20 protein-coding genes are annotated in these 22,523 nt (G+C 35.2%); 15 read left to right on the top strand and 5 right to left on the bottom strand.

What is annotated here, in order from left to right; all coding sequences use genetic code 11:
* The first annotated feature begins 298 nt into the window (after positions 1 to 298).
* From MYRA21_RS17190 to MYRA21_RS17170, 5 genes are all read left to right on the top strand, one after another.
* Complete coding sequence (locus tag MYRA21_RS17190) at positions 299 to 1,402, top strand: porin (RefSeq protein WP_006261561.1); 1,104 nt, start codon at positions 299 to 301, stop codon at positions 1,400 to 1,402.
* 11 nt (positions 1,403 to 1,413) lie between these two features.
* Positions 1,414 to 1,632 carry a hypothetical protein gene (locus tag MYRA21_RS17185; protein WP_006261560.1) on the top strand — a complete coding sequence of 73 codons (219 nt, stop codon included), beginning with the start codon at positions 1,414 to 1,416 and terminating at the stop codon, positions 1,630 to 1,632.
* A gap of 342 nt (positions 1,633 to 1,974) precedes the next feature.
* Positions 1,975 to 2,559, top strand: coding sequence for a DUF4840 domain-containing protein (locus MYRA21_RS17180; RefSeq protein WP_006261558.1), 585 nt, complete (start codon positions 1,975 to 1,977; stop codon positions 2,557 to 2,559).
* A gap of 51 nt (positions 2,560 to 2,610) precedes the next feature.
* Positions 2,611 to 3,180, top strand: a complete 570-nt coding sequence (locus MYRA21_RS17175) for an RNA polymerase sigma factor (RefSeq protein WP_039330511.1) — start codon at positions 2,611 to 2,613, stop codon at positions 3,178 to 3,180.
* Positions 3,177 to 4,583 (top strand): outer membrane beta-barrel protein, encoded by a 1,407-nt coding sequence (locus MYRA21_RS17170; RefSeq protein ID WP_039330039.1) that lies wholly within the window; start codon positions 3,177 to 3,179, stop codon positions 4,581 to 4,583. The genes MYRA21_RS17175 and MYRA21_RS17170 overlap by 4 nt, the downstream gene beginning before the upstream one ends.
* A gap of 237 nt (positions 4,584 to 4,820) precedes the next feature.
* Here MYRA21_RS17170 and MYRA21_RS17165 read toward each other — a convergent pair whose 3' ends face one another.
* Positions 4,821 to 5,045 (bottom strand): hypothetical protein, encoded by a 225-nt coding sequence (locus tag MYRA21_RS17165; protein ID WP_225602624.1) that lies wholly within the window; start codon positions 5,043 to 5,045, stop codon positions 4,821 to 4,823.
* A gap of 309 nt (positions 5,046 to 5,354) precedes the next feature.
* Between MYRA21_RS17165 and MYRA21_RS17160 the strand changes: the two genes are divergently transcribed.
* Entirely contained in the window at positions 5,355 to 6,182 is an 828-nt protein-coding gene (locus tag MYRA21_RS17160; RefSeq protein ID WP_006264053.1) for an AraC family transcriptional regulator, read from the top strand.
* 91 nt (positions 6,183 to 6,273) lie between these two features.
* Here the strand turns inward: MYRA21_RS17160 and MYRA21_RS17155 are convergent, their stop codons facing one another.
* Together MYRA21_RS17155 and MYRA21_RS17150 are read right to left on the bottom strand one after the other, a co-directional pair.
* Positions 6,274 to 6,993, bottom strand: a complete 720-nt coding sequence (locus MYRA21_RS17155; RefSeq protein WP_039330036.1) for a VIT family protein — start codon at positions 6,991 to 6,993, stop codon at positions 6,274 to 6,276.
* Positions 6,994 to 7,060: 67 nt separating this feature from the next.
* Positions 7,061 to 7,516: a hypothetical protein gene (locus MYRA21_RS17150; protein WP_006261552.1), complete on the bottom strand. Its 456-nt coding sequence runs from the start codon at positions 7,514 to 7,516 to the stop codon at positions 7,061 to 7,063.
* Positions 7,517 to 7,643: 127 nt separating this feature from the next.
* On the opposite strand from MYRA21_RS17150, the gene MYRA21_RS17145 reads away from it, so the two are divergent.
* The 7 genes from MYRA21_RS17145 (at position 7,644) to MYRA21_RS17110 (ending at position 17,818) form a co-directional block, all read left to right on the top strand.
* Positions 7,644 to 8,318 carry a hypothetical protein gene (locus tag MYRA21_RS17145; protein ID WP_039330034.1) on the top strand — a complete coding sequence of 225 codons (675 nt, stop codon included), beginning with the start codon at positions 7,644 to 7,646 and terminating at the stop codon, positions 8,316 to 8,318.
* A 426-nt stretch (positions 8,319 to 8,744) separates the two neighbouring features.
* Positions 8,745 to 10,181 carry a multidrug transporter subunit MdtD gene (mdtD, locus tag MYRA21_RS17140; RefSeq protein WP_006264050.1) on the top strand — a complete coding sequence of 479 codons (1,437 nt, stop codon included), beginning with the start codon at positions 8,745 to 8,747 and terminating at the stop codon, positions 10,179 to 10,181.
* A gap of 7 nt (positions 10,182 to 10,188) precedes the next feature.
* A complete protein-coding gene (locus tag MYRA21_RS17135; protein ID WP_039330033.1) occupies positions 10,189 to 10,674 on the top strand; it encodes a GNAT family N-acetyltransferase in 486 nt (161 codons plus the stop codon).
* A gap of 177 nt (positions 10,675 to 10,851) precedes the next feature.
* Positions 10,852 to 11,790: a ParB/Srx family N-terminal domain-containing protein gene (locus MYRA21_RS17130; RefSeq protein ID WP_039330026.1), complete on the top strand. Its 939-nt coding sequence runs from the start codon at positions 10,852 to 10,854 to the stop codon at positions 11,788 to 11,790.
* Positions 11,791 to 12,526: 736 nt separating this feature from the next.
* Positions 12,527 to 15,376, top strand: coding sequence for a DUF6493 family protein (locus tag MYRA21_RS17120; protein ID WP_039330022.1), 2,850 nt, complete (start codon positions 12,527 to 12,529; stop codon positions 15,374 to 15,376).
* A 232-nt stretch (positions 15,377 to 15,608) separates the two neighbouring features.
* Positions 15,609 to 16,604: an IS110 family transposase gene (locus MYRA21_RS17115; protein ID WP_006258619.1), complete on the top strand. Its 996-nt coding sequence runs from the start codon at positions 15,609 to 15,611 to the stop codon at positions 16,602 to 16,604.
* Between the two features lie 704 nt (positions 16,605 to 17,308).
* Positions 17,309 to 17,818 carry a hypothetical protein gene (locus MYRA21_RS17110; RefSeq protein ID WP_039330020.1) on the top strand — a complete coding sequence of 170 codons (510 nt, stop codon included), beginning with the start codon at positions 17,309 to 17,311 and terminating at the stop codon, positions 17,816 to 17,818.
* A 33-nt stretch (positions 17,819 to 17,851) separates the two neighbouring features.
* Here MYRA21_RS17110 and MYRA21_RS17105 read toward each other — a convergent pair whose 3' ends face one another.
* Positions 17,852 to 18,613: an MBL fold metallo-hydrolase gene (locus MYRA21_RS17105; RefSeq protein ID WP_039330018.1), complete on the bottom strand. Its 762-nt coding sequence runs from the start codon at positions 18,611 to 18,613 to the stop codon at positions 17,852 to 17,854.
* Positions 18,614 to 18,713: 100 nt separating this feature from the next.
* Between MYRA21_RS17105 and MYRA21_RS17100 the strand changes: the two genes are divergently transcribed.
* Positions 18,714 to 19,025, top strand: a complete 312-nt coding sequence (locus tag MYRA21_RS17100) for a helix-turn-helix domain-containing protein (RefSeq protein WP_016649113.1) — start codon at positions 18,714 to 18,716, stop codon at positions 19,023 to 19,025.
* Positions 19,026 to 19,098: 73 nt separating this feature from the next.
* Positions 19,099 to 19,827, top strand: coding sequence for a CPBP family intramembrane glutamic endopeptidase (locus MYRA21_RS17095; protein ID WP_039330016.1), 729 nt, complete (start codon positions 19,099 to 19,101; stop codon positions 19,825 to 19,827).
* Between the two features lie 363 nt (positions 19,828 to 20,190).
* Here MYRA21_RS17095 and MYRA21_RS17090 read toward each other — a convergent pair whose 3' ends face one another.
* Positions 20,191 to 22,320, bottom strand: coding sequence for a TonB-dependent siderophore receptor (locus MYRA21_RS17090; RefSeq protein ID WP_039330014.1), 2,130 nt, complete (start codon positions 22,318 to 22,320; stop codon positions 20,191 to 20,193).
* Between the last annotated feature and the right edge of the window lie 203 nt (positions 22,321 to 22,523).

The raw sequence follows: 22,523 nt of genomic DNA, 5'->3' as shown, positions 1-22,523 counted from the left end.
CATAGTTTTATATAGATAAAATGAGGATACCTATTTTGTGTCATAATCTTATTGGTAATTATCTTGATACGACGTTCTAAGTTATCGAATGATCTGTATCTGTTCATATAGCGTTGATTATTGTTGATTGAAATATTGAGTTTATTTAGCATAATAAATAGAATTGCTTTTTATGTTGTGTTATTTGAGAGTCTGAACTTCTATCTTTAGAATACTCATATTTGTACAATTATGGTAAAGTTTTGTTAATGATATTTAAAAAAGAATTATATTAAACTTTTTAAAAATCTACCAAACTATGAATATTAAATATACAATCTGTGCAATCCTATTGGGAACGATAAGTGTGATGGCTCAAGATGAAAAAAAAGAAGAATCAACTTTATTAGGTGTATTGACACAGCAGGCTAACCCCGATGCGCCTAAGAAAGTGAATACCTTAGAAGTATATCTAGACTCAAAGTACGAGAACTTGACTAAGACAAGTGGATCAGGAACCTCTGATAGTAAGTTTAGATTAGTACAGTCGCGAGTTTATTTAAAAGGGAATTATAATAATAAGCTTACCTACTCACTTCGATATCGACTGAATGAGTCAGTAGCGTCTAATGCCTTAGAGTTTGCTTTCTTAGAGTATAATATTGATGATCATTGGACTGTAGGAATGGGAAAACAGTTTACTGCTTGGGGATCTACGGAGTTGTCTTATAACAGTGCTGATCTATATATGTTTACGAATATCATTGGATCTATTGAGCTTTTTAGTCCTGGGGCTAGTGTTGCTTATAAAGTAAAAGGACAGTCTTTTAAGTTACAGATGGTCTCTCAGGGAGAGCAGTTTGTGGCAGAAGATTATAAAAATAAGGCTTATGGAGGATTGTTTTTATGGGAAGGAGAATTGTTTAAAAAACATTTGAAAACGCGCTATGGATATGCGTTATTTCAACATGATGCGAAGAAGTATTACAGCTGGGTAACTATGGGGAATAGATTGACATTAAATAACTTTATGGCAGAGGTAGACTGGATGTATGGTTTTAGAAATGTAGGCGATGCCGCTTTTACAGATTTAAACACCAGTACTAAGGGAATCGCATATGTGAAGGATAATGTGACGACAGCTTCTGTGAAGTATAAGTTCCATAAAGTAACTCCTTATGTAAAAGTGATGTATAATTATAGAAAAGATCTAGAGAGTAACGTATCTTATGCTTTAAAGGGAGTTTCTACAGCTATCGAGTACAATCCATTTAATGATAAAGCGTTTAAGGATCTTAGGCTTTTTGCAGCTTATAACTTTTTAAATTATGATTATAAGAATTATGAAGTTTCTAAAGCAGATAAGAATGAGCATCAGATAGCAGTAGGGGTGAGATGGATGGTGCCGTTGTTTAAATTATAAATAGAGTAAATATGATGAAGTACAATGAATTATTAATAGATGAGGAGAGCAAAACAATGCAATTGTTTAAAGGCTTATCAGAGGAAGAGGATAGAGAATTACATCAAATAGTTAGCTCGTTGATTAAACAGGGTAAAAAGATTAGAATGCAAGTTGTTGCTGATGATATTGGCGAACATAATGTATATCTTGAAGGGTATGATTTGGTAGATAATTTATTGCGAAAATAGAAGGAATAGAGTAAGTATTCTTACTTGTAGATTAAAAAAGACTTGTTGCCCTAATTTAGGGTAGCAAGTTTTTTTTTATAGTTATAATTGATGGGTAATGGAGTAGATAAGTATCAATGACTATGGGCTAAGGGTAATAGATTATCTTTTATTCTGTAAATAATAAAAATAATTTGTTTATATAACGTATTGTTTTGTAATGTCTTAAAGGTTGTTTTTTGTAAATTTATATAGAATAAGTAGTTTTTTTTAATTCCATCATGCAAGGATTTTTAAAAGTTGGGTTTATATAGATGAGTACTCACTATGAAATATTGTTAAACAAACTAAAAGTCTAGTAAAATGAGAGCAGTAAGAAGAATTAAAATGTTTACGATCTTATTTAGTTTAGTTGGTATTAGTTTTACATCGTGTATTAGTGATGATAATAATGTAGAGCCAAATAAACCTGTTAAGATAGGAGATGTAGTAGGGAGTTATAGTGGTAAAGCTTTTACTCTACAAGGAAAGTGGATGAATGAACAAAATACAATTTTTAAAATTAATGATAGTTTGATTGTATTTGATAATTTACCTGTTAGGGAGCTTGTAGGGTCAGTAGTTAAAGATGCTAGAAAAACGGAGGAAATATTAAATAAGATGGATAAAGTAAAGTATGACCTTGCTTATACGTCTGTAATAGATGAGACAGGAACAGCGTTAATATTAACTATGAATCCTAAAGAATTGAAGTTCACAATTCCGATGGACGATAATAAACAAGATGTAGTAGCGCATATTACTACAAAATATAAAGGAGTCTATGTGTCCAATAGATATGATATGGTGAAGTTTGAGTGGATAGTAGACAAATTAACTGTAGATGGAAAAGAAGATAAAGACTTTGTAGAAGTGAAGTATTTTTTTCCAGGATCTGTTAAAAGGTAATTAGAATTAGTTTTACCCATATTAGATCCAAACATAATGTTTATACAACAAATGACTAAAAAAGATAGTGTAGAACGAGGGTTAGTGGATAGATTACAATCTAAAGACCAATCTGCTTGGAAAGAATTTTATGAATTCTATTCAGGACATTTTACCTATGTATGTATGCGATATCTTAAGAGTCAGGATGATGTAAAAGATGTGATGCAGAATAGTTTTATCAAGATTTTTAATGCTATTGGCTCATTTGAGTATAAGGGAGTAGGATCATTAAAAGCATGGACAACGCGTCTAATAATTAATGAGTCTTTAAAGTTTCTTAGAGATACTGCTAAGATAGAGTTTCCGACTCTAGTGGAAGAATTACCAGAAGTAGTGGAGGAGGAGGAACCTAATTTAGATGAAATACCAGAATCAGAGATATTAGAATTGATTCGTTCTTTACCTGATGGATACCGAATGGTTTTTAACCTCTATGTCTTTGAAAAAAAGAGTCATAAAGAGATAGGTAAACTGTTAGAAATCGGCGAGAGCTCATCTGCTTCTCAATTTCACAGAGCAAAGAAGATATTAATGCAGAAGATAAAGTTATATAATAAACCTAGAACAAACGCCTTATGAACGATAAATGGTTAAATGATCTGGAACAGAAGATGAAGGATCATACAGAGATCGGACCAGAGGGGTTATGGGAGGATTTGGAACAAAAACTTTTTGGGGAAGAGAAGGGAAAAATCATACCATTATGGTCAGATACTGTACAGCAAGCAACAAATAAAAAAGGAGCACCTAAAAGAATTGACTTAAAAAGAGTTATAGGGATTGTGGCTTCTATAGCAATCGTGTTAGTAGGAGGTGTAGAGTTATATTTGAGAAGTGAACGTGCTTTACAGCATGATGATAAAGAAAAAGATAGTATTGTTATAGATGCTAAAGAGACTGAGGTAACGCCTAATTCTAGACAGAATCAATATCTAGATAAGGTAGAAGAAGAGGTAATAACCAAAGACACACACATAAATACCAAAGCTTTGGCTTCAAATGAAAAGGAGAAGCCAAGCAGTCAGACTATCGAGGCAATAGAAGAGAGGAGAGAGCCTTCTATTGTCGAGGTAGTAGATAATTCGAGTCAAGAGAGTCAAAAGGTTGATATGGCGACTGGTTTAATAAATCAAAACAATGTACAAGAGCAGTTAGCAACCTTAGTAGAAGAAAGTCATAAAAACTTAGAGACGGCAATTGTTGAACATCAAGTTAAAGAAACAGAAATAGGAGATCAAAGAAAGTCTAAAAAGAATAGAGGATTCTCGTTAGGGTTAATATCAAGTAATATTGCCTCTACTTCTAGTATGCAACAAAGTGGATATAATACAATGAGTGGAGCGATGAAGGTAGGAGCTGATGCACCCTTGGATTTAGGAATGGCAGGCGCGGTCTTATCTGAGATTTATGTTGTGAATCAGAATAAAGAGGTCTATACCGATATTACGCATAAGAAGCCTATACGCTTTGGTATAGCATTATACTATCCTATGGGAGATAAATGGGGAATCAATACAGGTATTACTTATACTAAATTATCCTCTGATCTTACTTCGGGAAGTCAAGAGTATAAGATTATAAATACTCAGACACTACATTATGTAGGAGTGCCTATACAGGTAAATTATAATTTATGGGAGAAAGGAAATTTCTCGGCTTATGTCAATGGTGGTTTTCATATAGAGAAGTCAGTATATGGAACACTTAAAACTAAGTTTCAAGCTGATCAAAATGTAGAAAAGAGACCAGACGAAAAGGTGACTGTAAAAGGTATACAAACATCTGCAAATGTAGCAATAGGTATGGAGTATAAATTAGCAAAGAGTGTAGGGTTGTTTGTAGAACCAGGAGCGAGATATTATTTTGATAATGGGAGTTCTATTAAAACTATTTATACAGAGAAGCCCTTTGATTTTAATTTGCAGTTAGGACTGCGTTATTCAATCCCTAATACAAAGAAATCAATAGAAAGTAAAGAATAAACATTTAGAAGGTCGGAAGTAGAAGTGTCTATATACTACAATCTTCAAAAATCTATGAAAAAGCGAAAAGTAAAATGTTAGTAAGTTTTATGTTCATATTACTATGTAATTAGGTTATATATAGTAATGTTTTTAATTAATTTATCACCCTCTGCACCTCTGTAATTAATTACAGAGGTGCGTTTTTTTGAAGGAGATAAAAAAAAACGCTTACAGTTAAGTAAGCGTTTTCAGATATTATTCTTCTTTATCAGGATCTTCTTTAAAATATTCTGTAAATATTTTGATACTATCTATAGGATCTGGCATTCCCATAGGAGCATTTTCGCGTTCATAATGTTCTAGTAAAATATTTATAACTTCATATTCATCTGCTTCAGGAGTATTAGGCTTAGCATCTTTTAATAGCTGTAATCTAACTAAAGCCATGTGATAATCTTCTTCCGTTCTAATTGGTTTCATAGGCATATTGACATTTTCTAAATAACTTTAACTACTCTCTTGTAGATAAATATACTGAATATAAAGTGGATAACACCATTAAATATTAGAAATTAAGCTATCTTTAATAAAGTAGTTCGAAATGTATATTGCATGTGTTTATCTAGATGGTTTATTTACGAAATAAGTCCATAGAGTAATTTTGAATACTTAAATAATATGAGTACAATTAGTCGGAAGATATAGTACAAAACACGGAATTTAAGGTAATATTAAGGACTCCTATTGCTAATTAGTTTTATTTTGTAGTCTGATAAAATAGAAGGGAAGATGAAGACAGTTGGTTTAGAAACAAATAAAGAAATAGACTTTTATACAAGAGTAGATAATCTCGTATTAACTACTCCTCAAAAGCAAGATTACTACACACTTATACTTTGTACTAGAGGACATATAGATTTAAAAGTAGGATACCATAAGTTTACCATTCACGAGGGCTCTATGTCTATTATTTCACCAGAAGTAATTTATCTTGGAGGACAGGCTTCAGATGATTTTAGAGTCTTACAGATTTTTTTTAGGAAGTGTTTTTTGTACCGCAATTATGTCAAGGAGATGATTGTGGATGAGTTGCTGTTCTTAAATGCAGATTATCCACCTATGTATAAGTTAGAAGACTCTTTTAAACAAGTCTTACAGAACTTTAATAATCTAGCTTGGGAATTGGACACTAAGGGACCTTATCACCTTAATATCATTCGCTTGAAGCTGATCGAGATATTGTATGATTACAACAGAGCTTGTGAGTATTGTCTATTAGGGTTTCACAAGGGGATGAATAGACAGTACCAATTGACTTATACTTTTAAACAACACTTAGAAGAGAAGTTTAAAGGGCTCAAAACCGTACAACAGTATGCAGACTTGATGGGTATTACGCCTAAGCATTTGACAGAAGTCATAAAAGAAGAGACAGGGATGACTGCACTTCAGTTAATACACGAACGTCTATTACTAGAGGCTCAGTATTTATTAAAACACAGCCATATGACTGTAAAAGAATGTGCTTATGAACTAGGCTTTGATAATATTTCGTACTTCAATCGCTTTTTTAAGTTACATATAGGAGATTCTCCTTTAGGGTATAGAAATAAGTAGCTATTTAGAACTTTTAGAAAAGTTTGATTAATATATAAAGAGAACTTAGTACCACTACTAAGTTCTCTTTGTATTTACAGCAAGGAGTATTTTATACATTTACACCAAAGAGATAACCTACTAGAGCAGATAGTCCCATGGCTATAGATCCCCAGATAACGATTCTGAGTACTGCTTTTTTGATACTTGATCCGCCAGTCTTCGCTGATAATGCCCCTAATGTTATTAGAAAAACAATCGTAAAACCATATAACCAGTATTCCATCTCACTTACTGGTGCTAATAGGGCTACCCCAAGAGGGAGTACTCCACCGATAGTAAATGAAGCGCCCGAGGCTAGAGCTGCTTGCATAGGATTGACCTGATTAATTTCATTAATCCCTAATTCATCTCTCACATGAGCGGCTAGAGCGTCTTTTTCAGTTAACTCAATAGCCACCAGCATAGCCGTTTCTTTTTTTAATCCACGTTGCTCATAGATTTGTGCTAGAAGTTTTAATTCCGTTTCAGGCATTTCTTCAAGTTCTTTTGCTTCTCTTTCTATATCCGCATTCTCTATATCCGTCTGAGAGCTTACAGATACATATTCTCCAGCAGCCATCGATAATGCACCAGCTACTAGCCCTGCCACTGTGGCAAGTAGTATAGATTCTCTTGATGCACTAGCTGTCGCAACACCTATCGCTAAACTCGATACAGATATAATACCATCATTAGCCCCTAAGACAGCTGCCCTAAGCCAATTACTTCGGTTGATATAATGACTATCTAGATAGTTGTCTATCGTTATTTTATCTTTTTTATCGCTCATTTTAGTGTGTTTTCGTATTTTTTAAAAAAGAATTTTTAAGAAAAAAGGAGAGGTAGTGCTTTTGACACTATTCTCTCCTTTTTCCTTCTACATCTATATTGAGATGTTGTTTTATTTCTTCGAAGTTTTTATAACTAAACTCAAATATCTTTGTGCTTTTTTCTCCTTCTTGAAGTACGATGTATTCTGTAGCTCCTAGAAAAACTCGTTTAGTATGTGCTAGCACACATACTGTATTTGGTTTGTAAAATTTCTTTTTGCTTCCAATAAGGTTTCTGACTAAGATATCATTCTCTTGGATTGTGATATCCTTGACCATCGTCATCGTTAATGAAAAACTAAATACAAATAAGACTAACCCTAAGGTAACTCCTCCTACGAAGCCATAATGACTTTTGAAGCCAACATGGCCACTCTGTGCATCATCTGCCATAAAGTAAAATAGGGTAAAAAGTACTAAAGCAATAATAAGTAAAATCAATAATAATTTGATAATTCTTGAACTATATTGAGACTGTACCATAAGAATAGTGAAGTGTTGTTTTGTTATACAGCAAGTTACAAATAAAGCAAAGGATTAGCAAGACAATTTTTAGCAAACCTATTTTAGGTAAAAACGGATAATTGTATCTTAGCCTAAAATAGATACTATGAGCTGGAGCGCAGAACAGGTGTACACTATTGCAAATACCACAGTGATAGAACGATTGCAACAAATAGAAGAATTAAGACAAGGATTATTCAATATAGATACACTAGAAAAGGGAATCAGAAGCGAATGGACCAGAGAAATTTTCTTTGAGAATGAACATCACGAACGAAAGCATATTAAACACAGCCTACCTCAGGATGGACTATTCGTTATCAATCCTTCTATGAGTAGAACAGCCTATGATGATAAGGCCAATGCGTTTTATGCAAGTTATGCTGAATATAAAAAGAACAAATGGCAATTCTTAGAACATATAGAGATTGTTCCAATGGTATTGTCTTTGAACCTTACATTAGAACAGTGTAAGTTACTCGCTTTCTTACAACAGTTAAATGAAGAGACAAAACAACCTTTCGTGTACTATAAGTGTGAGATGTGGGGAGGGGATATAGATGAAGAAATAGCAGTAGTTTTCGATGGAGAGATGAAGGTGTATTACTTTGATGAATTGACAGGGGAGTATAAACAGATGATTGGTGCCGAAATAAAAGAATTAGAAGATACTACCGTTTTACAGAAAGGGCTAGAGGCTATCGGACTAGTCTTGCCAACGCATTTCTTTGCACTTCATGAGACCTCTTTTGATTGGTATCCTTATAGAATAGTGTTGTAAACAAACCTTTTGACTAGTATATTTAGCCCTATTAGACAGTATAAATCAGCTATTGTAAAGTAGGATTCCTTAGGCATGTTTACTTATCAGTTGTTCAGGGTTAAAGTTTTACTAAATTATACAAATGAGCTTCAACCGAATTCGTTGTATAAAAAATAAGATATACTTCTATTCGGTATATTAATTGATGTAATGCTATGATTTTGCTGTTAGAGCTGAGGTCTTTTTGTAATTTCTTTAGACCGAACTTGTCATAGGACAACTGAGAGAATAGATTGGATTATTTATATTTGTTTATCATCGTGATAGCAACTTTATATAGTGTATAAGAGCATTGTATTTTATTCATTTTACCTCGTGGTCTATTTAAAGTTAGCTCTACTACAACAGCGATGACGAATTAATTAATCTTAGTATTACAACATTATGGAAATAGGGATCGTTGAAGACCCAAAGGTAAAAAAGTATTTACCTTGGCTTGCTGCGTTAGCTATATTTATGCAAGCCTTAGATGGTACTATCCTAAACACAGGATTGCCCTCTATCGCTAGAAGTTTAGGAGAGTCACCCTTAGAGATGCAGAGCGTTATCGTATCGTATACCTTGACAGTAGCCCTGTTAATCCCTTTAAGTGGATGGTTGGCAGACCGCTTTGGTACACGTAATATGCTGATGTTAGCCATTGGTATCTTTACCTTAGGATCCTTATTTTGTTCTATAGCGAATACCTTAGATCAACTCGTTTTAGCTCGTATATTCCAAGCCATAGGAGGTTCTATGTTAGTACCAGTAGCGAGGTTAATACTGATTTATGCCTATCCAAAAGATCAATTACTAGGTATCATTAACTTTATCACCATACCCGCATTGATAGGGCCAATGTTAGGACCTACTGCAGGAGGTTTTTTAGTAGAGAAGTTCTCTTGGCATTGGATATTCTTGATTAATCTGCCTGTTGGCATTGTCGCTATGGTTTGGGCGAGAAAGGTTGTTCCTAATTTTACCAATACAGTTGGCAAATTTGACTTAAAAGGATGGCTATTAATCAGTGGAGGATTGACCACCATTACGCTGATTATCGAACGATGGAACTCTCCCCAATTTACAGCGACAACTCTAATCTTATTAGGAGTACTAACGATTATCTGTGTATTAGGATACATACGATACGCACAGAGAACCACTAAGGCCCTTATCAGATTAAGCTTACTAAAGATAAAAACACTAAGAGTAGGGCTAATAGGCAATCTAGTTACTCGATTTGGAGTAGGGGGAATGCCACTGATGGTACCTTTACTACTACAAGTTGGCTTTGGGTATTCTGCCTTTTTTGCAGGGTTAATGATGATACCACAGGCAGGAGCCAACCTTGTTTTTAGAAACTTTGTCATTCCTATTGTACGCAAATTTGGATATAGAAACACACTGATTGTCAATACAATATTGACCGGAATAATCATCTCTTGTTTCTTCTTTATCAATAAAAATACCCCAATGTGGATATTAGTAATCTTGATGATTTGCAACGGAGCATTTAATGCAGTACAGTTTACTTCTATGAATACCATAGCATTAGCAGATTTAGACAATGATACTTCAAGTGAGGGAAACACCTTATTATCCGTTACCCAACAGTTAGCCATCAGTCTAGGGATATCTATCTCAGCGATGATCTTAGTGATGTTCCAAAATAGCAGTATTGGGACAAATGATCAAGGAATAGACGTGTTTAGATACACCTTTTTAGTCATGGGAATTATCACCATCTTATCTAGTCGTGTATTTGCAAGATTAAGTGTAGAAGCAGGAGCAAGCCTAGTCGAAAAAAGAGAATACAAAGAACCAAAACAACAAACAAATTAACGATACCATGGACAGATTATATTTTAGACCATTAGTCATAGAAGATAAAGAACAATTATTATACATCTACTCTGATAAAGACGCGATGCAATACAGAGGAAGTAAACCTCTTGAGACTATAGAAGAAGCAGAGAATATGGTGCTTCAAGCTCATAAAGAATGGGAAAACAGAGCTAAGATGAGAATGGCTGTGATAGAGAAAGATACGGATGTGTTAATCGGAACAGCAATGTATTTCTTTGAATCTCCTGCAGCTGTAGAGATTGGCTTTTCTATAGGGAGAGACTTTTGGAAGTATGGTTATGGACAAGAGGGAACAGAGGGCTTGATGGAGTATATCAAAGCTAATGAACCTGAGGTAACTACTATTGTGGGCATCGCTCGTAGTGGAAACGAAAAGTCTCTAAAGATGATGGCGAATATCGGCTTCGTAGAAGTGTTAGATTACGAGGTAGAAGGAAAGAGAAGGTTTGAGTTAATGGTTAACAGTTAACAGTTAACGGTTTACAGTTTTTGCCTTCGGCAATTAGGATGGTATATCATGTAGAGACGCAATATTATGCGTGTCACACAATCGTTATCACGTCTTGTATGCTGTGCGAAGTCTCCAGACTTCGCACCCATTTCAATAAAAACACCTTACCTTTACCATCTCAATAAAAAACACCCCATGAAATATTATTGGAAAGATATCACAGATGAACATCAGCAATGGAAAGCATTAGAATTAAACGTAGAAGGATTAAAACCTCCTACCATGCAATTATTGAGTGGTTCGAATTGGAAGATGAAGTTGGTCTGTGAAGATAAACCAGTGATGTGGGGACTAATCAGTAGAGACTTCTGTGATATAGGATTAGTAAGAACTTTCGAAGAGGAGAGTAGGCTGATTAAGAATATCAATTCCCAAGAAGTAGAGAAGCGCAAAGAGCTATCAACTGAAGAAAGACTAAAGTCGTGGTCTCGCTATTTTGCAGAAGAAATGGTGTCATCAGATAAGCACTTCTTTTATGACTCTATTTGGTTGTTTGAAGGATATAAAGACTTTGCATCTCCTCCTAATTATGGAACTACTGTAGCAGTAGAAGATGACTTTGATGCATTTACTTATGCGCGTTGGGATAGGGAGTTACTGTACTCGCGTAAAGTAGATGAACACTCAGGTCGCCTAAAGTGGTGGCGCAAGAAAACGATAGAGGGAACACTACCTCCTATATTCGCATGGTACATCCCCTCTCTTGGAGGATACTGGATTATAGATGGCAACTATAGACTAAGAGCTGCTATCTTAGAAAAGAAAGAAATCCCAGTAGTATTAGCTTATTCAGGAGAGTATAAAGAAGCAATCATGAATCCTGATTACCAGCGAGGAATATTACACTCTTTAGCTAAATCAGAGGGTAAACCCGTAAGCCCACAAACAGCAGCGTCAATGAATCAGCATTTGGCTCAGGCTTTTGACGATAGGCCTTATTTCCAACAGAAGACAGTAGCCCGAGTAAAGATTAAGTCTAATGAAGAATGGCTATCAGAAGTAACGGATTATCTAGAACGCATTGATTATCCAGATAGAGAGAAGTATATTAAGCAGTTGAAAGATGAAATGTAATTAAAAATTAGGAATTAGGAATGTGTGCCTTCGGCAAGATGAGAACCATTATACCCTGTATGCTATGTCCTTCTGAGCCTGTGAAGAATCCCATCCTTTCGGCACACAATGGTAGGGATGTATTACATACATCCTTCCCAGTAACCACGATATATACCACGTCCATTCGGCACCCAATGTTGGCACCCAAAGGTAGGGATGCATTAAATACATCTTTACAGTATAATCAAGCATGTTTTTTACTAAATACACCCCTCAATTGCTTTAAAAAAACCTAATCAACCCTAATTAACTATAATTACAAGCTGTTTTTAGTCTATAAAACTTCTTTTAGCCTCTTATCCATTAAAAATGGATAGCTTTTTATTTGTACCTTATTTGTATATCTTGCTTATAATTAGATGCTTGTGATTAAAGTGCATAAAAATATAAAATAATCAACCTATCCTAAACCCAGTAAATACGCTTCATAGAGTGATTTCCTTCAACACTTCTTCAACATTTCCCCAAGAATGCTCTAGTTAAGTGGTTGTTTGTTGAAGGAATCTTGAAGAGATGTTGTAGCGGTCTTGAAGAAGTAGGTATAATGATGAGGGAGGATATAAACTGTAATATTGTTATTTAAACCCCTTTATTCCGTTATTTATTTTAGGTTGTAAAATTGTATCTTTCGGTCTTGAAAGTGAGATTATAAAAACACAGCATACCAAAACAACAAAACCACAAGAGAATCGCTATGAGTAAAGATATATTTTATACTGAATTAGAAGAGTTTGTAAGAAAAGGAAATACTAGAAGATTACTTCTCTTACTTAAGGAAACTCCTTTAGAGGAAAGGCTTAAGTACACTAAGAAGATCTCTAAGCTAGGGAAATACTATCAAGAGTATGTACCAGAGGTTGGCAATAGGAATTCGTATGGATATAGAGGAAATAGTGAGCAGCGATCAGCTGTGAGTGTGGCGGTATTGGCTTGTTGTACATATAAAGATTTTACGGGAATATGGATTATTAGTGAGGAGGAGTTTAAGCAAGTATTGGATTGGTATGTGCCTGATTGGTTAGGTGATTATATCAATGATTCGGCTAGAGAAGGATGGGTGAGAGCGCCTTTTAACGAGATAGGCTATTTATATGAGTCTTATAAGAAAGGAGTGTTTAAGATCCCATTGACAGAAGCGACTTGGGCGACTGTGATGGTCAATGCAAGTAAGGTTGAATTATTTGATCAATACCCTGAGTTGTTAGAGAAGGAGTTTTGGTATTTATTTGACCATGAAGTGAATATTAATTACCACTCATGGGATGAGGTGATCGCAACATTAATAGAACAAGGACGATTAGATAAACAACGCATTGTACAGACTGTTATTCAAGGAGCATTGACTCATACGAATCAAGCGTTGTGTGGATGGAATGTGAATTTGTTAAGTAAATTATCTCTTGCTGATCATGAGATCTTGTCGTTTCAGGAGGATATCTTCCAATTGTTGAACAGTCCATTGTCTAAGGTGGTCAATGAAGCATTGGACATCTTGTTTAAAATAGCGAAGGACAAGGCTTTTCACGTAGAGGCTTTTGTCAATAGTCTGCCTATATTAATGAGTAGTATTGTTAAGGCGACGATCAATAAGGCGATGCGTATCGTGGCTGTATTGGATAAAGCACATCCTACCTATAAGGAGGCGAGTGCTGTTGCTATCGTAGGGGCTTTGCATATACAGGATCAAGCGATGCAGACTAAAATAGCGAAGCAAATCGTGAAATATGCTCAACCTAATGAGGAGCTGGCAGTGCAATTAGAAGCTTATCAAGAGATGATGATGAGTGAGACGAAGACGTTGTTTAGTGGATATATGAGTGTGCAGGAGAGTGCAACGCTTGCTGAGGCTTTAGAAGAGGGAGAGGCGGAGCTAGTGCCTATTCAGGCTATTGCGACAGTAGAAGATTTGATTTTCCATTGTTCGGCTTGGAAGACATTGGAGAGTGACTACGCCTTTGAGCAAACTATAGATGCGATTATTAGACTTCAAGGAGAATTAAAAGCAGAGCACATCGATCAGTTACTACCTGCTTTTGATAAAGTGTTTAAGACCTTTAAAGATTTGTGGTCAACAACTACAATACAAAATGCTATGGCTTTTTGGCTGTTAGAGTGGGCGCGTATGTTGATTGCAGATCCTACTATAGAGACTACAGCATTAGACAAGCTGTATCACAAATATGCTAAGGCAGAGATATATACCAATAGTGGAATCACGCTAGGAGAGGTAAAGTTAGAGGCAAGTAATCGATTTAGTTATTATTATGCTGCTTTGCGCCCTTATCTGACGGTGTATTACTACAGTTTACAATTGGTGAAAGAGAAGCGTATTTTTCCAATATTGAGTTTGCCTACTCATGAGCCTTTTTATATAGATAGTAGGGTATTGGTAGATCGATTAGTAGCTTATCAAAAAGAGGGAGAATTAGTAGATGCAGTGGATTTACAGATTGCCTTAGCGCGTATAGATAAAAATACAGAAGAGGCTGGGTTGACACTAGCTCAGCAACAACTAAAAGGGGAGTTGCTAGCCATATTTGAGTTTTACCTAGGTAATGGAGAGGTAAAAGAAGAATCAGCAGATTATTATGATGTATGGAGGTTAGCGGCAGCGTTAAAGTACCCTCATCAACCTTTAGAAAGCTTGACAAATGAGCACTATACCAAAGAGCAACAAGAATACTGTGCGGGTTGGTTAGGAAACTGGGAAGTGATAGAAGAATCTCATACGTATAAGGATTGGGATCATAAAACGAAGACGCAGATAGATAAGGTATTTACGCATAAGAAACTGAAGTTTGAGCAGATACCGTATGATATTAATTTGTCTTTAATCTTTAGTCGTATTAATAAAGCGATGCCAAAGACAGAGGTAGGTGATCGTATGGGCTCTGCAAATCTAATGGGATTAATCATGTACCAGATTAGAGATACTAAAGTGAATTTAAACGAGTCTTTATTGGCTATTAATCCTAGACAGTTAGATCCTATTTACTTAGCTGTGGTAGAGAAATGCCTGCATTATGGTGGTAGTGCTACCTTCGAAGTGGCAGAGAAGAAATTACTACAAGGGATGTTCACGTATCTGTTGCAAATGAATAATGTGGTCTTCTCAGAGCAATTCTATTTGTTCTTTGGACTTGCGTTGATATGCGATGATAAGGTAACGCGTGCTTTCGTAGCAGAGTATTGGATCAAGGAGGCACTTCGCCTAGATCAACAAAAAGTAGGTCATATCATCGGTAAAGTAGAGGCGAAAGAATATGTGACGATTAAGCGTCTGACCGATTCTATACAAGGGTTTATGATGAATGTGAGTGTGCAACATAACCAAGCTTTGCAGTTATTCATAGAGAGTATTTTAGAGCAATTAGGAGCTAGTCCTATTAAAGGTCTGAAGACTCTATTAGAACAATATGGAGAGGTACTTCATACAAATAATGCTAAGGTGACTAACCCAACAGTTATTGCCTTGATAGAAGAGTGGAGTAAGGTGAGCGCTACGAAGAAAATAGCAGTGACACTACGAGGACAGTTCGCTTAATTACGAATGACCTTTAGATTTGCTAACTGAGAATATGATAATATTGTAGAGAATAAATAAAACAACCTAATCAACAAAGTGAACCAGACGAATTACAAGGATAACGCCCTAAAATTCGAGTAGGACTTTATTGATTTTACTAAAGAGTATCAGACTAGTAATTAAGACGTCGAGGTCTAGTATTAAGGTTTAGATGATATTTTAGTAACAGGTTGCCTTAAATAATTATCATATGGACAAATTTACACAATTTATCGGAATAGATATTTCCAAAGATTATTTTGATGTAGCTATTTATGTAGATGCTAATTCTTGTAAACACAATCAGTTTGAAAACACTAAAACGGGAGTTGATCAATTTATGAAGTGGATGAAAAGCGAAGGATGTTGTGTAGAGGAAACATTGATATGTATGGAGCATACAGGTATTTATAAAAATATTTTAGTAGATATTTTGCTTTCAAAGAATTGTAATCTATGGGTAGAAATGGCTTATAGAATTATAAGAAGTAGTGGAATACAAAGAGGAAAGAATGACAAGATAGATTCTAAAAGGATAGCATTGTATGCTAAGAAAAATCAAGAAGAAGCGAAGCTCTTTAAAGCATCAAAGGCTGTATTGAATAAGATTCAGGCTCTATTGGGACAGCGAGAGATGAGTATAGCTCATAAGACAGCTATAGAAGTAAGAACCAACGAATTTAAGGGGTTTAATGATGAACTGTACAAGGTTTTGTCTAAAAATGATAAGGCTATTATCAAGGCTTTAGAGAACGCTATAAAGGTGATTGAAGAACAGTTAAATACTCTTATTAGAGAAAATCAAGAGGTATCTGAGATATTTGATTGTGTGATTTCTGTAAGAGGTGTTGGAGATATTACAGCGATGTTTTTAATATGTTATACCAATGCGTTTACATCATTTGAAGACTCTCGACAATTAGCATCTTATTGTGGTGTTGTCCCTTTTGAATATACTTCAGGTAAAAGTGTAAGAGGCAAAGCTAAAGTACACTTTATGGCTAATAAAAAGCTTAAAAAACTTTTACATCTCTGTGCTTTATCAGCTGTTAGATGGGACCCAGAGATAAGGGCTTATTACGAGAGGAAAGTTGGAGAAGGTAAGCATAAGATGCTTGTTTTAAACAATGTTAGAAACAAGCTTGTACAGCGTATATGTTCTTGTGTTAGGAATAAAAAAGCTTATGAGGTACGACAAGTAGCATAAACATCATACATTGAATTAGAAACAAAAATAGAGGATAATACGGATATAATCCTCAGGTTAGATATGCCTTGTTTTATTGAGTTATTCTCAAAAATAAGGTGTAAAATATATTAATAATGATTTGCTTTTATCATAGTAATCGAATTATTTGCCTTCGGCATGGGGTATACACTGCACAGATTGCAAATCTGCGCCAACGCAATGTGTTGAAGTATATTTACGCAATAAATATAAAGTAGAGATGTCAATATTTTGCGTGTCACATTCTGTTGGCACACAACGTTATGTACATGAAGTCGGGGTGGTGTACACGGCACAGATTACAAATCTGCGCCAACGCTGGTATTATGTCGAAAGGTATATTTACGTAATAAATATAAAGTAGAGACGTCAATATTTTGCGTGTCACATTCTGTTGGCACACAACGTTATGTACATAGCACAGATTGCAAATCTGCGCCAACGCTGGTATTGTGGTTGTTGTGACGTGATATTCTGTGTGGATATACATGGCACGGATTGCAAATCCGCGCCAACGTAGTAGAGACGTCAATATTTTGCGTGTCACGTTCTGTTGGCACACAATGGTTATATACACGGCACAGATTACAAATCTGCGCCAACGCAATATGTTGAAGTATATTTACGCAATAAATATAAAGTAGAGACGTCAATATTTTGCGTCTCAGTATAAAACGAATGATATGAGTCTAAGAAGTGAAATAGCTCCTCAAATGAAGGTAGCAGAAGAGCGTTATCCGATAGTGCTAAAAGCTGTATTAGGATATACTGACTTCTGTGATGAGTATGGAGATGAGGACTTTATTGAATATAAAAGAGTAGAGGGTGAGTTACATCAGCTGACTGGGAAAGATATGTCTAGGTATGACTTATGGGAGTATTGGGAAGGAGAAGGGGTAGAAGTGCTATCCTTTAGAATAGCATTACCTGAACCTTTAGTAGTAAAGGATATTAGCGGAGAAGAGATAACTGAGATAGTGACTATTCTCAAGGTATTTGATGTTTCTGAAGAGACAGAAGGCACTACTTTTGAACAACAGTTTAAGTGGTATTTAGATGATTATTATTACTCTTTTTTGAAGCTAAACTGCCCTAAGTATTCCCATAAACTCTTTATGCGTAATAAGAATAAGCAGGGAGAGTATTTTGAATATTCTATAGAAGAGACTGTAGATGAATTAATGAAGAAATAACCAAAAGCCTCAATCACTTGAGGCTTTGCTGTTTTATACCGTGAATATATCCGCATCATTAGGGATGATAACACGAGAAGATAAATTATGTTCTTCAAAGTAAGCTTTTAGCATATTTCTATTTTCCTGAAGAGGGCTAATTGCTTCTAGATGAACAATAGCTACTTGTTTAATAGGGTAGTAATCTAGCAGAGTTTTGATATCAGTACTATTCATAGTAACGTGTTCTCCTATGGCGAATTTGGCGGCACCTCCATTAATGACAATTCCTGTAGGTTGATAGTGGTCAATGGCTTGTTTCACTTCTTTGCACCAGATAGTGTCTCCCATTAGATAGACTATCTCTTGATTATGGATAAGAACAAAGCCACTGGCATTTCCCATTAGATGACCAATTTCACCTTCACCATGTATAGCTACTGTTCGATGGATGTGAATACCTTCAAATATTGTGCTGTCTGTTATACCTATAACATTATGGAATCCAAGTGTTTTAATTGGTTCAATATCTTCATTTTGACAGTAAATAAGCATATCTTTTGGTAATAAGGTTTGTGCGGTAGGATCCCAATGGTCAGGGTGGAGATGGGTTAATAGTACTGCATCAGTTTTGTGTATTAAAGCATTAAGTTCAGCCTCTGTAAAAGGTAGCTCAGTTAATGGATTAGCTCTAGTGTCATCTGTCCATGGAAATGGACCTAAGACCCCCTTAGAACCTAACATAGGATCTACTAAGATATTTTTATTATTAACATTAATATTTATTGTAGCGTTTCTAATTAGTTGTACTTTCATAATTTTGTATTATTTAAATTTCTTAGTACAAAAGTACTTTAGGCTTATATTCTAATAAAGAAATGAACTTTTATGTGTATTGTTCACAAATTTGTAACCTATGAATTATGATGAGTTTGAGAGTTGCCCTCTTAATGTGTTTTTGAAGTTATTATCTGGTAAGTGGAAGCCCTTATTAATGTATCAATTCTTTGCTAATGGGGATATCCGTTTTACAGAATTGTGGCGTAATATGCCTCGTGTATCTAAGAAAGTGTTGTTAGAACAATTAAAAGAAATGGAAGTGTCTGGAGTGGTTAAACGTACACAGATTAATACTTTTCCTCCTGAAGTGTTTTATGGTTTGACAGAATATGGGAAGTCAATGTTGCCTCTTATACAACACATAGAAGAATGGGTTAAATCTAAATAATAAAAGCCTCAATCACTTGAGGCTTTGTTATTTTATACGAATATGTTATTTTAGAAGAACTAAATTAACGACCATGACCATAGTTATACTTGAAGCACTAATGCAAGTAGGGGTATTGCTCCCTTTTATGATCTTGTTTATGAAAGACAGGAGCAAAAAAGATTTTATGCGCATTGGGATCTTTTGTTTTGTATTTGTGCTTTATAGTTGTGCATTGATGTTAGTACAGATATCTGAAAGCTTTCGTATTATCAATGGCAGTTGGAATTGGAGTGGGAAGGTCTATGGTATTATATGGGGAGTGGTTTGTTATTTTGCTTTTCGCTCTTACTTTAAAGAACACAATTTCTTTACGCTGAAGCAATCACCTGGTAGTCAAAAGGGAGTCTGGCTAGCGACTGTAGGTATTACCTTATTGGCTGTAGTAGCTTGGTGGTTTGCTGGTAGTGGAGGGGAGTGGAATATAGAGACTTTAGCCTTTCAACTTACGATGCCAGGCATAGATGAAGAGATTATGTTTAGAGGGGTGTTGATGGGGTTATTGTTATCTTCTTTGAGAATGAAGGTTAGGTATTTAGGTAATCCTAGTAACTTGATTATAGCTGTATTATTTGGTTTTGTTCATGCTTTTACACTTTCTGAAGAGTATATAGTGTCTTTTGATACGGTTTACTTTATACAGACTGCTTTTGCAGGGTATATTTATGGATGGATAGCTATCAAGAGTAGAAGTGTGCTGTTTCCTATACTAGCACATAATGGGAGTAATTTTTTTGGGACGTTGACGATGATGATAAAATAGGCATGGCTTGTTAATTAAGAATTAAGAATTGTTTGCCTTCGGCATGGGGTGTATATACGGGCACAGATTGCAAATCTGTGCCAACGCTGGTATTGTGGTTGCTGTGACGTGATATTCTGTGTGGATATACACGGCACAGATTACAAATCTGCGCCAACGATGGTATTGTGGTTGCTGTGACGTGATATTCTGTGTGGATATACATGGCACGGATTGCAAATCCGAGCCAACGCAGTAGAGACGTCAATATTTTGCGTGTCACATTCTGTTGGCACACAATGCTTATATACACGAAGTCGGGAGACTTCGCGTAGCGTTATATACGGGTACAGATTACAAATCTGTGTCAACACAAGTATTCTCTTAAAATATTTTATAGTTTAGAGATAGTGATACAGTTCTTAGACCTTGAGGGTTAACTGTGGCGTTACCTGTGAAGTGTTTTTTATTCGTAAGGTTGCCTATTTTTAATATTGCATTGAATTTTTTCCAATCATAACCGATGGCAGCGTTGTAGATCGTGTAGCTTGGTAATGTGAGTACTCCTAGGGTAGAGCGGTTGATCGCTTTTTGTTCGCTTACTGAGTTTATTCCTATTCCGAAGCTTACGTTTCTGAATGCGCCTGATTGTAATTTATAGTTGGTCCATAGGTGAAATAGATTAGCTGGTCCTGCTTCTTCTGGTCTAAGACCGAGGTTGCCATCAGAAGGTAGGGATTTGGTTACTGCATTATAGTTATGACTAAATCCTGTAATGATATCCCATCCAAGAAGTGGTGTTCCTGTCAAACTAAGTTCTATTCCTTCACTTTTTACTTTTCCTCCTTGTGTAAAACTGTTTAGAGAATTTAGATCTGTCATTAGTTTATTTGTAACCTTTATGTGGTAGTAGCTTATTGTTGCGGATAATTTATCTCCTAATAGATTTGTTTTGACACCTATCTCGAATTGGTTCGCTTGTTCTGGATCAAAAGGTTGAATGGTTTTATTGGTTCCGTCTGGATCAGAGATAATAGCAGGGTCTAGAAATACAAAGCCATTTAGATAGTTAGCAAAAAGTGCTAGTTTATTTTGGATAGGTTGATAGACTAATCCAAATTTAGGAGAGAGTGTAGTCTGACTCGTCTTTTGATTATTTACTGCTGAAGTACTTCCTTCTAGGTAGTCAAATCTCAAACTTGCCATGAATGAAAAGTTAGGAAGAATATTAGTTATATTGGATACATAAGAGCTAAAGGTTTGAGTCTTCGCTTTGTTATGTATATAATTACTACTGGATAAAGTAGTTTCAATAGCATTTTTAGATAAATCCCCTGTGTCAGACTGATTGGCTAAGGAAATAATACCATGCTCTATATAATCACCATCTATACTAGAAAACTCTTTAGATAAATAGTCTAATCCGATTAGTATTGTGTTGTTTAATGAGCCAATGTTATACTTACCTGTTATATTCTGTTGGATACTAAATATGTTGGTTTTTGAGTCTATTTTAGAGATGTAACGGACGAAGTCATCTGTGGTACCGATATCTTCAAAAAGTATATCATATCCCTTGCTTTGGGTGTTGTTTTTATTGATAATGGTATTGGATGTCCAGTGGTCATTGATTTTATATTCTAATTTGGCTTGTGCTGTAAATGTTGGGTTTTTTAAGGTTAATTCATTACTAGTATATGCTTTTTTGTAATTTGCTTTAAATAGGTCTAATGATTCAAAGCTCACGGGCATATATCTAGATATAAAAAACATAGGGGCATGAGCTCCTTCATTAATTTTATACTGAAAGTCAACGTATAGTTTTAGTTTTTCATTAATATTGTATTGGATAGATGGGGCTACGAAGAAAGATTCTTTATAACCAGCATCTTGAAAAGTGTGCTGCTTGTGATATGCTGTGTTTAAACGTATAAAAAGCTTCTTATGGATAGGGGTATTGATGTCTAACGATACTCGATTAAGGTTGTTTGACCCACCGATATAGTTCACTTCACCCCCTAATTGTTCATAAGGTTTTTTGGTTATCACATTGATTAATCCTCCATAGGAGATTACATTTCCTCCATAGAGTGTTCCGTTAGGACCTTTGACTACTTCGACTTGTTCAATATTAGCGATATCTAATGTACTATTAGTAAAGCTAGGCATACCATTGAGTAAGTTTGGTTGGAATGCAAAGCCTCTCATTGTATAATATTCTCCTCCTGTGACTCCTACACCTGTTGATTCCCATACTCGTACTAGCCCGGTAGCATTCTGTAAGACATCTTTTATGTTAGTCGTTACTTGATTCTTCATAGTTTGATGAAGGATGATATCGGCAGACTGTGGATTCTCAATATAAGTTAGGGGTATTTTAGAAGAATAACCTTTTTGCTGTTGAGTAGTGGTGATTACTACTTCGTTTATTTTTTGATTGGTTATAGTGTCATTTGATTGAGCAAATAGAGGCGCATAACAGCATACAGATGCTATTAAAAAAAGGTGTTTCATTATTCTAAGTGTCGTGTTGTTATGTTATCGCAAATATAGAATATTAAACTACCTAATAATAGTGTGAAGTCTTGATTTTACGATAGTTTATGAGTGGTGTTCGCTTTTAAAACTATTTTAGACAGAGCTTTTATTAATAAGTATAAAAAGAATAGTTTTGTCAATTGTATTTCCTTTTAGAGCTATACTTAGTGTGTAGGTTC

The organism is Myroides sp. A21 (genome assembly GCF_000807225.1).
GTDB classification, from domain to species: Bacteria; Bacteroidota; Bacteroidia; order Flavobacteriales; family Flavobacteriaceae; genus Flavobacterium; species Flavobacterium odoratimimum.
This window is presented reverse-complemented; position numbering and strand designations above follow the sequence as displayed.

What these genes read in the sequence shown, in the direction of transcription:
- MYRA21_RS17190 (WP_006261561.1), top strand. Translation starts at nt 299, where the DNA reads ATGAATATTAAATATACAATCTGTGCAATCCTATTGGGAACGATAAGT.
- MYRA21_RS17185 (WP_006261560.1), top strand. Translation starts at nt 1,414, where the DNA reads ATGATGAAGTACAATGAATTATTAATAGATGAGGAGAGCAAAACAATG.
- MYRA21_RS17180 (WP_006261558.1), top strand. Translation starts at nt 1,975, where the DNA reads ATGAGAGCAGTAAGAAGAATTAAAATGTTTACGATCTTATTTAGTTTA.
- MYRA21_RS17175 (WP_039330511.1), top strand. Translation starts at nt 2,611, where the DNA reads ATGACTAAAAAAGATAGTGTAGAACGAGGGTTAGTGGATAGATTACAA.
- MYRA21_RS17170 (WP_039330039.1), top strand. Translation starts at nt 3,177, where the DNA reads ATGAACGATAAATGGTTAAATGATCTGGAACAGAAGATGAAGGATCAT.
- MYRA21_RS17165 (WP_225602624.1), bottom strand. Translation starts at nt 5,045, where the DNA reads ATGAAACCAATTAGAACGGAAGAAGATTATCACATGGCTTTAGTTAGA.
- MYRA21_RS17160 (WP_006264053.1), top strand. Translation starts at nt 5,355, where the DNA reads ATGAAGACAGTTGGTTTAGAAACAAATAAAGAAATAGACTTTTATACA.
- MYRA21_RS17155 (WP_039330036.1), bottom strand. Translation starts at nt 6,993, where the DNA reads ATGAGCGATAAAAAAGATAAAATAACGATAGACAACTATCTAGATAGT.
- MYRA21_RS17150 (WP_006261552.1), bottom strand. Translation starts at nt 7,516, where the DNA reads ATGGTACAGTCTCAATATAGTTCAAGAATTATCAAATTATTATTGATT.
- MYRA21_RS17145 (WP_039330034.1), top strand. Translation starts at nt 7,644, where the DNA reads ATGAGCTGGAGCGCAGAACAGGTGTACACTATTGCAAATACCACAGTG.
- mdtD (WP_006264050.1), top strand. Translation starts at nt 8,745, where the DNA reads ATGGAAATAGGGATCGTTGAAGACCCAAAGGTAAAAAAGTATTTACCT.
- MYRA21_RS17135 (WP_039330033.1), top strand. Translation starts at nt 10,189, where the DNA reads ATGGACAGATTATATTTTAGACCATTAGTCATAGAAGATAAAGAACAA.
- MYRA21_RS17130 (WP_039330026.1), top strand. Translation starts at nt 10,852, where the DNA reads ATGAAATATTATTGGAAAGATATCACAGATGAACATCAGCAATGGAAA.
- MYRA21_RS17120 (WP_039330022.1), top strand. Translation starts at nt 12,527, where the DNA reads ATGAGTAAAGATATATTTTATACTGAATTAGAAGAGTTTGTAAGAAAA.
- MYRA21_RS17115 (WP_006258619.1), top strand. Translation starts at nt 15,609, where the DNA reads ATGGACAAATTTACACAATTTATCGGAATAGATATTTCCAAAGATTAT.
- MYRA21_RS17110 (WP_039330020.1), top strand. Translation starts at nt 17,309, where the DNA reads ATGAGTCTAAGAAGTGAAATAGCTCCTCAAATGAAGGTAGCAGAAGAG.
- MYRA21_RS17105 (WP_039330018.1), bottom strand. Translation starts at nt 18,613, where the DNA reads ATGAAAGTACAACTAATTAGAAACGCTACAATAAATATTAATGTTAAT.
- MYRA21_RS17100 (WP_016649113.1), top strand. Translation starts at nt 18,714, where the DNA reads ATGAATTATGATGAGTTTGAGAGTTGCCCTCTTAATGTGTTTTTGAAG.
- MYRA21_RS17095 (WP_039330016.1), top strand. Translation starts at nt 19,099, where the DNA reads ATGACCATAGTTATACTTGAAGCACTAATGCAAGTAGGGGTATTGCTC.
- MYRA21_RS17090 (WP_039330014.1), bottom strand. Translation starts at nt 22,320, where the DNA reads ATGAAACACCTTTTTTTAATAGCATCTGTATGCTGTTATGCGCCTCTA.